Source organism: Bacillus sp. F9_6S_D1_P_5 (assembly GCF_054823925.1).
On sequence record NZ_JBTREW010000013.1, the window covers coordinates 22,711 to 35,662 of the forward strand.

A 12,952-nucleotide genomic window follows, 5' to 3' on the forward strand; every position below is an offset into this window, starting at 1 on the left:
TTTAACATGTTTTTCTCACTTGTAAATATGAAAAAATGATTTTAAAATGGTATATAGTTGAATTGTTTCTGTGGAAACTTAGGGGGCGAACGGATTGGAACGTACAATGAAACAAATGGAAATACTTTCAGACATTCGTACACTTTTGCATAAAAAAGAAGAACATTTGAAAGGGCAAAATGAGAAGTTTCTTCGTGAGACAGGTATAAGTGGTATGTCTTTATCTGAGTTACATGTGATCGAGTGTATCGGGAAAAATGGTTTGATGAATGTAACTGCTATTACGACAGAAATGGGAATGACGAAGGGTGCAATCTCTAAAATTTGTACAAAGTTGTTTCAAAAGCAATTCGTTGAGAAGATGCAAATGTTAGATAATCAAAAAGAAATATTCTTCCGTTTAACGGAAAGCGGAAATGAAATATATAAAGCTCATGATAAATTGCATAAACAAGCTGAAGAAAAATGGCTGTTACTTTTAGATGGATATACGAAAGAAGAGCAAGATTTTATTCAAAGGTTTATAAAGGATGTCTCCAAACATTTGGAAATATAATTGGAAGAAAAAACTCCTTTATTTCAAGTCTTTTGAATATAATTTCTAAAAGAACTCATATATAATAGAAACAGATACTTAACATGGTGAATAATTAAAGAGTCAATATATAAAGAGGAGAGAATAACATGCTTGAAAATACGGGGTTAGTATTAGAAGGCGGCGGTATGCGTGGTGTATATACGGGTGGGATATTAGAATACTTTATGGAACAAGATTTATATTTTCCATATGTAATCGGTGTATCAGCTGGTGCTTGTCATGCAGCGTCGTATCTTTCCAGACAAAGAAATAGAAATAAAACAGTAAATATTGATTATGCATCACACCCGCAATATTTATCGTATAAAAATTTATGGAAAAAGCGTCAATTATTTGATATGGATTTCATTTTTCATGAAATTCCAGAAAAGCATGTGCCGTTTGACTTTGAAACATATTTTAATAGTCCAGAGCGTTTCCTTGTAGGCACAACAGATTGTGAAACAGGACAGTCTGTTTATTTTGAAAAAGAGGGAACAAATGATGATGCACTAAATTTATTACAAGCATCTAGTTCATTGCCTTTCATTGCACCTGTAGTAAATTACCGTGGTAAGCAGTTATTAGATGGCGGGATTTCTGATCCGATTCCAGTTCGTAAAGCACAGGAAGATGGATTTAAAAAATCAGTCGTTATTTTAACGAGAAATCATGGTTATGCTAAGAAAAAATCAAAGTTTGGATGGGTGGCAGCGAAAGCTTATAAAAAATATCCGAACCTTGTTAATACGATGTTGAATCGTTATGAAGTGTATAATGAAACACTTCACTACATTGAAAAAGAAGAGCAAGCTGGGAACTTATTTGTTATTCGTCCAGAAGTACAGCTTCAAGTAGATCGTATGGAAAAAGATACAGCAAAACTACAAAATTTATATGAACAAGGCTATGAAGATGCAAAGAGACAGTTTGCAGATTTACAGTCGTTCTTGCAAAATTAAGTATGGGGCTGCGGAGAAGAATTTCTCCGCAGTCTTTTTATATTGCTACTTATACGTTACTTTTTAAAAATGTATGAATGTTTAAGTGTTTAAAGAGTTTGTAAAACATCGAGGGTTCTTATTGAGGAGAATTTATTTGAAGGATATTATGATGATGTAGCGCTACTAAACTATTAAATTTATGAGGTGATTGTTAATGAAAGGAAAAGTTTTTTCAATTACGACTTTAGTATTATTAGCAACATCAATCTCAACAAGTGCATTCTATCCAACTCTAAGCGGTCACAAAAGCGGTAACCTACTATCTTACAGAGCTCAAACTACTACGAATCAAAATGCATCTCGTTGTTCAGTAGCAATTTCTTTTATTAAATCAAATGGAAATAATTCATATATTGAAAGCGCTTCAGACAAATTAGGATCCCATGAATCTGGAAGAGCATTAAACGCAACTGTGAGTAATGGTGCATATAACGCTTTTGGTGCAAAAGGACTATACTCGGAGCATTATGCGAATGAGAATAATGACTATCAAGAAGATACACACAAAGGTACTTTTGATAGTAATGGTAACTTACGATTACAGTGGTAAAAAATATTAAACAGTTGTCTTTATAAATATTTGGATAAGGAGAAGGGGATGTTCATCATCTCCTTCTTATTTAAAAGGAGCACAGACATGTACCTAGCTTTTAAAAATATAAAAAGTAATAAACTGTTTTTCTTAATTCTTCTTATGTCATTTTTTATTTCTTTTCTTTCTATATCAGTAGCCGCGCTTTTAACAGAGTCTAAACGAAATTTTATAGCTGCCTTTCAAATTGGTTTTCCAGAAAAGAATCAAACGTTAACTGTTCCGATAGCGAATGAAACCGAATTGGAAACGATAATTCCCCTCATACAAGATACTTTTGTGAAAAGTGATATTTACGTAGAAAATTTAAAAGCATTGAATAGTTCAGGGGCAACAAAGATCATAGCTGTGAACTTAAAAGATGATTATTATTGGAAGCCATATATTTCTGAAGGACAATATTTTCATCGTGAAAATGTAAACGATATGGTTGTTGGCGATCAAACGAATGTAGAGGAGTTATATGAATTTGATGATACATATAAAAAAATAGGAACTATATCAAGAAAGGACAGTGACGTCGGTGTAGCAGGCATATACGTTCCACTTCAAAACTTACCTACTATATCTAAAAAAGGTATTATCGCGAGTAAACAATTACAATTAACAGTTGTTAATCCTACATCATCTATTCATAACGAAATAAAAAAGTTTATGGGTAGGAGTAAAGAAGTGCTTTCGGGAGATGTTCAAATACTGAATGAACGAAATCTTCAGGAACTAGATGTGACACATGTAGATCCAGCAAATAAGTATTACTATAAATTCATTCTTGTTGCAATTGTTTCTGGCATTTCTGCGGTTTTATTTTGGATTTATAAAAAAGAAAAAGAGATTTCATTAAAAAAAGCAGTAGGTGCTTCTAATATATCTATTTACTGCGAACTATATATTCAAATTTTGTTTATTTCTCTAGTAGCGATGTTCTTAGTTTTTATTACGTTAGAAATGTTTTCGGGAACAATTCATACTTATTTTCAGACATACTTAGTAAAACCGTTAACACTATATGTATTGATATGCAATGTTGTTTTTATAATTCTTCTTACAATTTGTGTTACTGTAATTCCAATCAAGCACATTATAAATATATATCCCGGAAAACATTTAAGAACGTAGGAGGTCTTCATGTTTTTTATATTTGATTCTATACGGTCTGTGAAAAAACGGTTGTTACCAAGTTTGATTATAGTAATTTCTTTAATTATTGCATTTTCTTCAGCAATAGAATTTGTTAGTAATCTTTCCGGATATCGAAAAATGATGACGATAGCAAATAATTTATCGACTCATAAAAATTTCTATGAACTTTATGCGACGCAAGATATAACATTGTTTAGCGAAGAAAAAGCGAAAAATGATTATCAACATTTCATGCAAGGGTTATCTAATACGATACCAATAACAAATAAAACAAATTATTTGTTCCGTAACTATTCACTTAGTTTAAAAGAAGAAAATGGAACGATAAAGACTCTTATTGTTGATAAAGATATTAATAAGTACTTTCATATACGAATTTCACAAGGAAGATATTTTGAGGAATCGGAATTTCATAAATCAGTATTTGATATTAGACCTGTTATATTAGGGGCTAATTATATAGGTAAGGTATCTATTGGTGATGTTATACCATCTGGAAAAATGAAGCTAAAAGTAATTGGCTTTTTAGAAAAAAATTCACCATTCACATATCCTCGAAGCGGTGAAATATCGGATAATCGTATTACATTATTAGATGACATGGCGATTTTACCAATTGGAACAGAAGAAATAGAGTTCTATAGTGCAGAACTTTTATACAATGGGTTAATTATAGAAACAAATGAGAAGATAAATATAAATGAATTTCAAAAGAAAGTATTAAAGGTAACAGAAGGTAAGGGTTATTCGTATTATGTTACAAATCCGAATAAATTGTTAGAAAATGAAAAACAAGGTATTGATAATATGTCATACCCCTTATTATTAAGCGGTACAGTCTTATTTTTTTCATTTCTATCTATCGTATTAACATCAATGGCAGCACTTTATATGGAGTGTAAAAATATTTCTATTAAATCAGCGTTAGGTGCAAGCACTTTTCAAATATGTCTTCCATTTATTATTGAGTATATGTTGCTATTCGTTTTATCGATATGTTTAGGAATAATGTATTTTCAATGGGAGAATAGCGGAGTAATTGAAATTCAGAAAGGGCTAGAAAATAGTATAGTATCTTTCTTTGGAACGTTAAAAGTCTCTATAGAATCATTGGTTGTTATAGGTGCTTTATCAATTATAATGATCTTCATTATATATGCAATCATTTATTTCACTGTATTAAAAATAAAAAAATATATATGAAAGAGGTGTTATAGATGATTAGGCTTGAAAATGTAGCGAAGTGCTTTGGACATAGTAATTTTAGTGCTTTAAAAGATATTAATCTTACAATAGAACAAGGCGAAATGATAGCTATTATGGGCCCCTCTGGTTCAGGGAAATCTACTCTTCTTAACATTATTGGCTTAATTGATAGCCCCTCTACTGGAAAGTATTTTTTAGATGGAATGGATACAAGTACATTAAAGGCAAACTATCATAAGTATAGAAATACGGAAGTGGGATTTGTGTTTCAGAACTTTTCGCTATTAGATGATTATACAGTTGTTGAAAATGTAATGCTTCCGCTTGTATATAGAAGAATTTCTCATAAGAAACGTATGCAAATTTCAAAAGAAATGCTGAAAATGGTAGGGATTGAGAGGCATATTAACAAATATCCTTACGAGTTATCAGGTGGAGAACAGCAAAGAACAGCAATAGCAAGGGCTTTAGCACAAGATACTAAAATTATCCTCGCTGATGAACCAACGGGTGCTCTTGATCAAGAAAACGGAAAGAAAATTATGAGCATCTTAAAAGAGATTCATAAACAAGGGAAAACGGTGCTAGTTGTAACACACGATCAAAAGGTAGCTGCATGCTGCCAGAGGACAATACGTATGCTTGATGGATGTATGGTATAATATGGATAAAAGTATGTGAAGAGGTGATACATATGGAAAATGTATATAAAGGGCTTAGACATACTGGATTTACTATGTTGCTTATCTTTGGTGGTGTATTTTTACTGCGCTGGTTTATTCATGATGAAATGCTATTGGATCAGCTTATTGGGTTGAGTGTAGGGATGGTAATGGTTGTTTCATCCGTTTTGATTCAAAAGTATAGTAAAGAATTACAAGTAAATGAGAAGTGTTAAAAGTAATTCGTATGATTGTTATAAAAGAAAAGTAGAGCATCTAATTTCGATGCTCTACTTTTCTTTTATAAATAAAAAATCCCTCTTTATGAGGGATTTTAATGTGGTAAGAAAATCAATTGATAAGCGAACAAGATTCCGAATACATACACAAGTGGGTGAACAGCACGGAATTTACCTTTTGCCACTTTCATAAGTGGGTATGAAATAAATCCAAGTGCGATACCTGTTGCGATACTTGATGTAAGTGGCATGCTTAAGATTACTAAGAATGCTGGGAATGCTTCATCAAATGCGTCCCAATCGATGTGGCGAACTGATCCCATCATAAGACTACCAACGATAATTAATGATGGTGCAGTAATAGCTGATACACCAGAAACGGCACTTACTAATGGTCCGAAGAATGCTGCTAGTGCGAATAGAACAGCTACTGTAACAGTTGTTAAACCAGTACGACCACCAGCTGCAACACCAGCAGATGATTCAATGTAAGCTGTTGATGGTGTTGTTCCGAACATAGAACCGATTGTTGCTGAGAATGAGTCAGATAGAAGAGCTCGTCCAGCTTTTGGAAGTTTTCCGTCTTTCATAAATCCACCTTGTTGAGCTACACCAAGTAATGTACCTGTTGTATCGAATAATGTAACAAGGAAGAATGAAAATACAACGCCGTATAATCCGTAGTTAATTACATCAGATACAGCAGTAATTGGATTTGAAACGATAATTCCTTCTGGTAATCCAGGCATTGATGTAACACCGTTTGAAAATGTTAATTGTCCTGTGAAGAAAGCAATAATACCAGTTAATAGCATGCCAATAAATAGTGCGCCATTTACATTTAAAGACATAAGGACGATTGTAATTCCAAGTCCAGCTAATGCTAGTAGTACTGGAGCAGAGTGAAGATCACCAAGTCCAACTAAGTTTGCTTCATTTTTTGTAACGATACCTGTTAAACGTAAACCGATAAAGGCGATGAAAAGACCGATACCAGCAGTAATTGCATGTTTTAAGTTTTCAGGAATTGCTTCCATTAATTTTGTACGGAAAGATGTGAATGATAACAAAATTAAAATCATACCTGCTACGAATACAGCAGAGAATGCAATTGCGAAAGTCATGCCTTCATGAGCTTTTACAACAGAGTAAGAGAAGTAAGCATTTAATCCCATACCTGGTGCAATTGCGATTGGTAAATTTGTAAAGATTGCCATAAATAATGTTCCGACAACAGCAGCGATAATTGTTGCTGTAAATGCTTGTTCAAATGGAACTCCTGCATCCCCAAGGATGACAGGGTTTACGACAATGATATATGCCATTGTTAAGAAGGTAATAATACCTGCCATAATTTCAGTTTTAATAGAAGTTTTATGTTTTGAAAGGTTAAACATATAAACATCCTTTCTGTTTACGAATAATTTTCACAACAGTTATATATAATATTCGTTTTTTAACTATTTTGCAATAGTTTTGCATAAAAAGTTTACAATAATTCATATTTTGTGTCTTAAATTCGAATATTAATCGTAAAGTGACGTGTGAATTTCAGTTTTTATTGTGCGCATATTATAAGGAAAAGGAGTTGAAAGAAGCTATGCCGCAGCAAAAAAACTTTGTAACAATGCCAGCGCAACATCAAAATAAACAACCAGGTATTGAATCGTTAATGAACCCTCTACCGCAGTTTGAAGATCCAAACTATAAAGGAAGCGAAAAATTAAAAGGAAAGAATGTATTAATTACAGGGGGAGATAGTGGAATTGGACGTGCTGTTTCTATCGCTTTTGCGAAAGAGGGAGCGAATATTGCGATTGCGTATTTAGATGAAGATGGAGATGCAAATGAGACGAAGCAACGTGTAGAACAAGAAGGTGTAAAGTGTGTGTTGTTACCAGGTGATTTAAGTGATGAACAGCAGTGTAAAAATATTGTAGAAGAGACCGTCAAGCAACTAGGTAGTGTAAATGTTTTAGTAAATAATGTCGCGCAGCAATATCCGCAGCAAGGGCTAGAATATATTACAGCAGAACAGTTAGAAAAGACTTTTCGTATTAATATTTTTTCTTATTTTCACGTTACGAAAGCAGCACTTTCTCATTTAAAGCAAGGGGATGTTATTATAAATACGGCGTCTATCGTTGCGTATGAAGGAAATGAAACTTTAATTGATTACTCGGCAACGAAAGGAGCAATCGTAGCTTTTACAAGGTCACTTTCCCAATCGTTAGTGCAGAAAGGGATTCGTGTAAATGGTGTTGCGCCCGGGCCAATTTGGACACCACTTATTCCATCAAGCTTTGATGAGAAAAAAGTTGCTCAGTTCGGGAGCAATGTTCCGATGCAAAGGCCTGGTCAACCGTATGAATTAGCGCCAGCATACGTATACTTAGCGTCTGGCGATTCATCCTATGTTACTGGGCAGATGATACATGTAAATGGAGGCGTTATTGTAAATGGATAGTTTTCATTTATAAGAGCAAAGTAAAGTTAATTCCACTTATTATAGTGAGCGCTAGGGGAGAGAGATAGATGAGAAAATTATGTTTCGTCATACTATTATTTTTCATCCTACCGGTTAGTGCCTTTGCTGATACAGATCATCTAATATTAGTGAACCTTACGACAAACCAATTATCTTTTTTTGAAAATGGAAATTATACAAAAACATTCCCCGTAACAACTGGAAGAGATCGTACCCCTACGCCTGAAGGTAATTTTTGTATTATAACTAAATATAAAAATAAAGAATACCATCGAAAAAAAATAGCTGGTGGTGCACCGAATAACCCTCTTGGTACGAGATGGCTTGGACTAGATAAAAATGAATATGCGATTCACGGGACAAATCGAGAATGGACAATTGGAAGTAGGGAATCAAATGGTTGTATTCGTATGCATGACAGAGATATACAGTGGCTATATGACCGAGTCCAATTACAAACAAAAGTAATCATTTCCCGTTTTCATACGAGCCCTGAATATGAAGCGAATAAGCTTGGTTACCGAGTTGTGAGCTGGAATGGTCGTAAAGTAGAGGAAGAGCAAATTGGCGTGCTTACGTTAGTAGACCGTGCCGATATATATTGGCAAGAACCAAATGGGCAGTTAACGAAGGTGAAAACGGTATTGCCGAATGAAAGATATCCAGTGTATTCAAAACGAAAAGATGGAATATATTATATAGGAAACAATTTGTATATTGTGGATGAAACAGGAGAAAAAATTCGTTATGAGCAAATTCCTTCTTCGGTTTTAAGTAATATATATAAAAGGAAATATAATGTTCCGTAATGGCTACCGTATTATAGACGGTAGCTTATTTCTACTTTGAGTTTAACTGCAACTATTGGATTTTGCTGAATATAATACAGTACAGATAGGGGGCGGTTACATTATGAAAAGTGAATTTGCTTTTAAAGTTTTCTTAGTAACGACCTGTTTATTTATCGTGTATTTGTATGCATTTCTCGTTTTTTCTTTTTATGTTCCGTATGTTGATTTAATATTGTTCTTCGGATTTATTTTGGCATTTGTGAAAGCAAGAGAAGGTGAGAAGAGTATATATCGGCGCATTACCCTATGCGGGACAGCTATTCTCGTTATTGTGTACTTTTTTATGATGCATGATTTTTGGAGGGGGATGTAAAAAAGCATACGATTATTCGTATGCTTTTACATCTGTTAATGATGGAAGAGAGGAAATGGCTCCGTAATTTGTACATGTGAGAGCACCTACTTTATTTGCAAAGGAGATAAACGTTGTTAAATCTTCAAAATTATGAGGAAACATTTGTTCACTTTTAGCAATTTGGTATAACATCGCTCCAACGAAAGCATCACCAGCACCAGTAGTATCAACTTGTTGAATAGAGATAGAAGGTACAATCGTTTGCTTATCCTTTGTTGCAAGAAGAGTACCGTCTTTTCCGAGTGTAATAGCTACGGCTTTCGCACCGTGATTTAATAATTTGAGTGCAGATTGTTGTAAATCACTTTCTTTAGAAAGCATAATCGCTTCTTCTTGACTTACTTTTACAAAATGAGCATGTTTTATAAAAGTTAAGCAATCTTGAATAAATTGTTCGGTATTTGTAATGAGCGCATTTCGGTAATTTGGATCAAAAGAAATAAACTGGCCACTTTCTCTTGCATGCTGTAGAAGTTGAAAATACGTGTCTTTTAACGGGCTGGACAATAAAGCTGTCGCTGAACCAAAATGGATTAAATCATTCATTTTTATTTTTGATAAATCAATGCTATTGAAATGATATTCACCGTCTGCGCCACGCATAAAGGTAAAATCGCGCTCACCATTTTGGTCGATAGATACGAATGCAAGTGTGGTTTGTTTATCCTTGATGAGCATGGAAGTGTCCACATGTGCATGTTGTAAAGTTTGTTCAAGAAATTCACCAAATGGATCGTTTCCTACTTGTCCCATAAATGTAGCGTGTCCACCTAATTTTGTAATAGCAGCAGCAACGTTAGCAGGTGCTCCACCAGCCTTTTTCTCGAAATCTGAACCGTTTACTAAAGAAACATTGGTATTTCGGCAAACGAAATCAATTAATAGTTCACCGATACAAAAGACATTTCTCATACAATCCCTCTTTTCAGCTTATATTGTGTAATGATAAAGTTTAGTTTTGCATCTGAAAAGATTGCTATATGATGTTTCAAGTCTTTTCGAGGAAAAACTCGAGATGTAAAGACTGTTGAACCATCGTATAAGAAAATTTCCACGATGCTTGTATCTACAAATATTTGTAGTTCTATCGTATCTTGAATATTAATTTTTTTATAGCGTTCATAACCATATTCTCCGCCAAATTGATGGCAGAAGTTGCTCCTGTCTATAGAAATAGTACCTTCTTTCCGATTAAATGTAATTGGAAAACATTCCTCTTCATTATGGAAAAGAGAAAGTCCGAATAGGTTTGCATTCTCTGTTTTGAGAGTGACAATTAATTCATAAGAATCTTTATGATCAAGTGTTGATAATATATTTAATCCAGCTTTTATATCTCCTGAAATTTCTTTTTTTGTTGTTCGTAGTTTTGCTAGTTCTGAAACTGGTTTTTGTTTTAATATGTTGTCCTCTAATGTTAATTCACGTGGAAGCGTTAAACAATGAGCCCACATATAATCATCAGAAGGATATGCGATTTCACTCGATCCTGCCCAAGCAAACAATAGGCGGCGACTAGTAGAGTCTTTTAGAGTTTGAGGGGCATAAAAATCGAATCCTTTATCAACCTCGTAATATGAATCAACATGGAAATGTAAATTTTCAATATCGAAATGTCCTATAGCATAAACAACATTGTATACATTTTGGAAATTTTCTTCTTCTTTTTCAATTCCTTGAGGTGAAAAGAGAAGTACATCTTTCCCCGATAATTGGAAGTAATCGGGGCATTCCCACATGAATCCAAATTCTTTTAAGTTTGTTGTAATTTCACCTTGGAAATTCCAATTGTATAGGTCTTGTGACTTATATAGTAAAAGAGTTCCAGTTTTATTTTTGCGTTGTGCACCGAGTAACATATAGTATATATCGTTATGTTTCCATACTTTTGGATCACGCACATGCTTTGTATATCCGTCAGGGATCACATCAATAATAGGATTATTACTATATTTCGTCATCGTATATTGAGAATCCATTATTACCATACATTGTTTTGCATCACGGGAATTATCAGATTTTTTTATATTTCCTGTATACAGTAAGTGAAGAAGTCCGTCTTTTACGATAGCGCTCCCAGAATATGCACCGTGCGATTCATAGCTTTCAGTAGGTATGATAGCTACAGGCATACGCTCCCAGTTAATAAGATCTTTTGATTTCACATGCCCCCAATGCTTCATTCCATGGATGGGGCCAAATGGATACCACTGATAAAAAACATGATATTCATCATTGTAGTATGATACACCGTTAGGATCATTCATTAGTCCAAAAGATGGATGGATATGATAAATTGGTTTCCATGAATCTTGGTTTGCAATTTCATATAAAGAATGTAATTCGTCTTTATCAGATTGCAATATTGTTTTATATTTTGACATAGGTTTTCCCCTCGCTATTGTTTACTTTCTTTATATAAAATGAATGTGGCAACAAAAGCAGTGATAATTGCAATAGAGAATCCAATTATATAGTGAATCATATTCATTATGCCAAGAGGTGCAACAATTGTAAGCATTGGAATACCTGTTAAACCATATGCATTAGTCGCTACTTGCATCCAAACAACGTAAGCGCCACCAATTGCCCCACCAATAGCTGCTGCAATAAATGGTTTACCAAGTTTTAAATTGACCCCAAAAATAGCTGGTTCTGTAATTCCTAAAAATGCTGAAGCTGCTGCTGGAATTGCAATTTCTTTCGTTTTTTTGTTTTTTGTTTTGAAATAAACCGCTAAAGTAGCTCCACCTTGAGCAACGTTCGCCATTGACCAAATAGGGAGTAAGAAATTGACACCGATATCTTTATTTGCGAGTAAGCCTGCTTCAATAGCATGGAAGCTATGATGTAAGCCAGTAAGAACAATTGTTGAATATAGCCCACCGAATATAAGACCAGCTACTGGTCCTGCAAATTGATAAATTGTATTTAAAAGGTACGTAATGCCGTCACCAATTTTATATCCAATTGGTCCAATAATAATAAGTGATAAAAAGCCAGTTATAATAATCGTTAAGAATGGTGTAACTAATAAATCTAAAGAGTTCGGAACGCGTTTTCGAAGTTCTTTTTCAATTGTACTCATGACATATACGCATAACAGAATTGGTAAAACAGTGCCTTGATAGCCAATCATATCAATATTCATACCAAGAAAATGTAAAACAGTGGGTTTTGCATTTGAAAGAGTCCAAGGATTCGTTAAGCTTGGGTGAGTTAATATACCACCAACAACTGCACCTAAGAAAATGTTTCCACCAAATTCTTTAGCGGCACTAACCCCAATTAAAATAGGTAAAATAATGAAAGCTGCACTTGAGAACATATCAAGTAATTGGATAAGTGAGTGATCACCAGGAACTAATTTAAACGCTTTCAACATTCCGAGTAATCCCATAAGTAAACCGCTTGCGACGATAGCTGGAATAATTGGAACGAAAATATTAGATAATGTCTTTGCTAAGCGAGCGATAGGGTTCATTTTTTTCTTAGATATATCATTTGATGTTGTAGAATCCAGTTCAGCTATTCCGATTAGTTTAGAAAACTCATCATATACTTTGTTTACTATGCCAGTTCCAAAAATAATCTGGTATTGTTCAGTCGTTGCAAAAGCACCTTTCACTTCATCGATGTTTTCGATTTCGGAAGCGTTTATTTTTGTTTCATCTTTTAGTACAAGACGAAGGCGAGTAGCACAATGCGTAGCGCGAACAATGTTTTCCTTTCCACCGATGTTTTGTAATACTTGTGTTGCAATTTGTTTCATATTCATAAAAATTCCCCCTTACTATATTTTTATGGAACCGGTTCCGTGAACGGTTAAAATAAA

The 12,952-nt window shown here is 34.0% G+C and carries 13 protein-coding genes and 1 pseudogene; 10 read left to right on the plus strand and 4 right to left on the minus strand.

Going from position 1 to position 12,952, the window contains the following annotated elements; all coding sequences use genetic code 11:
* Window positions 1-106: 106 nt before the first annotated feature.
* From ACUXEY_RS16995 to ACUXEY_RS17025, 7 genes and pseudogenes are all read left to right on the plus strand, one after another.
* The gene (locus ACUXEY_RS16995; RefSeq protein WP_376749149.1) at window positions 107-556 is read left to right on the plus strand and encodes a MarR family transcriptional regulator; all 450 of its coding nucleotides are present in this window, start codon (window positions 107-109) and stop codon (window positions 554-556) included.
* Between the two features lie 128 nt (window positions 557-684).
* Window positions 685-1,539, plus strand: coding sequence for a patatin-like phospholipase family protein (locus ACUXEY_RS17000; RefSeq protein ID WP_429600983.1), 855 nt, complete (start codon window positions 685-687; stop codon window positions 1,537-1,539).
* Between the two features lie 196 nt (window positions 1,540-1,735).
* Complete coding sequence (locus tag ACUXEY_RS17005; protein ID WP_000676983.1) at window positions 1,736-2,131, plus strand: hypothetical protein; 396 nt, start codon at window positions 1,736-1,738, stop codon at window positions 2,129-2,131.
* Between the two features lie 87 nt (window positions 2,132-2,218).
* The gene (locus tag ACUXEY_RS17010) at window positions 2,219-3,292 is read left to right on the plus strand and encodes an ABC transporter permease (RefSeq protein WP_000280233.1); all 1,074 of its coding nucleotides are present in this window, start codon (window positions 2,219-2,221) and stop codon (window positions 3,290-3,292) included.
* Window positions 3,293-3,301: 9 nt separating this feature from the next.
* A pseudogene (locus ACUXEY_RS17015) lies at window positions 3,302-4,533 on the plus strand (ABC transporter permease).
* The gene (locus ACUXEY_RS17020; protein WP_461301189.1) at window positions 4,534-5,184 is read left to right on the plus strand and encodes an ABC transporter ATP-binding protein; all 651 of its coding nucleotides are present in this window, start codon (window positions 4,534-4,536) and stop codon (window positions 5,182-5,184) included. It abuts the pseudogene before it with no gap.
* 32 nt (window positions 5,185-5,216) lie between these two features.
* Complete coding sequence (locus ACUXEY_RS17025; protein WP_144612976.1) at window positions 5,217-5,420, plus strand: hypothetical protein; 204 nt, start codon at window positions 5,217-5,219, stop codon at window positions 5,418-5,420.
* Between the two features lie 98 nt (window positions 5,421-5,518).
* Here the strand turns inward: ACUXEY_RS17025 and ACUXEY_RS17030 are convergent, their stop codons facing one another.
* Complete coding sequence (locus tag ACUXEY_RS17030; RefSeq protein ID WP_000482728.1) at window positions 5,519-6,820, minus strand: NCS2 family permease; 1,302 nt, start codon at window positions 6,818-6,820, stop codon at window positions 5,519-5,521.
* 203 nt (window positions 6,821-7,023) lie between these two features.
* Here ACUXEY_RS17030 and ACUXEY_RS17035 point away from each other — a divergent pair, with 203 nt between their 5' ends.
* From ACUXEY_RS17035 to ACUXEY_RS17045, 3 genes are all read left to right on the plus strand, one after another.
* Window positions 7,024-7,890, plus strand: coding sequence for an SDR family oxidoreductase (locus ACUXEY_RS17035; RefSeq protein WP_166705043.1), 867 nt, complete (start codon window positions 7,024-7,026; stop codon window positions 7,888-7,890).
* 68 nt (window positions 7,891-7,958) lie between these two features.
* Complete coding sequence (locus ACUXEY_RS17040; protein WP_342718236.1) at window positions 7,959-8,720, plus strand: L,D-transpeptidase; 762 nt, start codon at window positions 7,959-7,961, stop codon at window positions 8,718-8,720.
* 103 nt (window positions 8,721-8,823) lie between these two features.
* The gene (locus ACUXEY_RS17045; protein ID WP_461301190.1) at window positions 8,824-9,075 is read left to right on the plus strand and encodes a hypothetical protein; all 252 of its coding nucleotides are present in this window, start codon (window positions 8,824-8,826) and stop codon (window positions 9,073-9,075) included.
* A 12-nt stretch (window positions 9,076-9,087) separates the two neighbouring features.
* On the opposite strand, the gene scrK is transcribed toward ACUXEY_RS17045, so the two are convergent.
* The 3 genes from scrK to ACUXEY_RS17060 are packed head-to-tail and all read right to left on the minus strand — an operon-like array spanning window position 9,088 to window position 12,895.
* Entirely contained in the window at window positions 9,088-10,029 is a 942-nt protein-coding gene (gene scrK / locus ACUXEY_RS17050) for a fructokinase (protein WP_166705041.1), read from the minus strand.
* Window positions 10,026-11,501, minus strand: a complete 1,476-nt coding sequence (locus ACUXEY_RS17055; protein WP_166705040.1) for a glycoside hydrolase family 32 protein — start codon at window positions 11,499-11,501, stop codon at window positions 10,026-10,028. Before ACUXEY_RS17055 ends, scrK begins: the two co-directional genes overlap by 4 nt.
* Before the next feature lie 14 nt (window positions 11,502-11,515).
* Entirely contained in the window at window positions 11,516-12,895 is a 1,380-nt protein-coding gene (locus tag ACUXEY_RS17060; protein ID WP_461301191.1) for a sucrose-specific PTS transporter subunit IIBC, read from the minus strand.
* Window positions 12,896-12,952: the final 57 nt, after the last annotated feature.

Bases quoted from the DNA above. Each gene is read 5' to 3' on its own strand.
- ACUXEY_RS17020 (WP_461301189.1), top strand. From the start codon at position 4,534: ATGATTAGGCTTGAAAATGTAGCGAAGTGCTTTGGACATAGTAATTTT.
- ACUXEY_RS16995 (WP_376749149.1), top strand. From the start codon at position 107: ATGAAACAAATGGAAATACTTTCAGACATTCGTACACTTTTGCATAAA.
- ACUXEY_RS17035 (WP_166705043.1), top strand. From the start codon at position 7,024: ATGCCGCAGCAAAAAAACTTTGTAACAATGCCAGCGCAACATCAAAAT.
- ACUXEY_RS17055 (WP_166705040.1), bottom strand. From the start codon at position 11,501: ATGTCAAAATATAAAACAATATTGCAATCTGATAAAGACGAATTACAT.
- scrK (WP_166705041.1), bottom strand. From the start codon at position 10,029: ATGAGAAATGTCTTTTGTATCGGTGAACTATTAATTGATTTCGTTTGC.
- ACUXEY_RS17005 (WP_000676983.1), top strand. From the start codon at position 1,736: ATGAAAGGAAAAGTTTTTTCAATTACGACTTTAGTATTATTAGCAACA.
- ACUXEY_RS17010 (WP_000280233.1), top strand. From the start codon at position 2,219: ATGTACCTAGCTTTTAAAAATATAAAAAGTAATAAACTGTTTTTCTTA.
- ACUXEY_RS17045 (WP_461301190.1), top strand. From the start codon at position 8,824: ATGAAAAGTGAATTTGCTTTTAAAGTTTTCTTAGTAACGACCTGTTTA.
- ACUXEY_RS17060 (WP_461301191.1), bottom strand. From the start codon at position 12,895: ATGAATATGAAACAAATTGCAACACAAGTATTACAAAACATCGGTGGA.
- ACUXEY_RS17040 (WP_342718236.1), top strand. From the start codon at position 7,959: ATGAGAAAATTATGTTTCGTCATACTATTATTTTTCATCCTACCGGTT.
- ACUXEY_RS17000 (WP_429600983.1), top strand. From the start codon at position 685: ATGCTTGAAAATACGGGGTTAGTATTAGAAGGCGGCGGTATGCGTGGT.
- ACUXEY_RS17025 (WP_144612976.1), top strand. From the start codon at position 5,217: ATGGAAAATGTATATAAAGGGCTTAGACATACTGGATTTACTATGTTG.
- ACUXEY_RS17030 (WP_000482728.1), bottom strand. From the start codon at position 6,820: ATGTTTAACCTTTCAAAACATAAAACTTCTATTAAAACTGAAATTATG.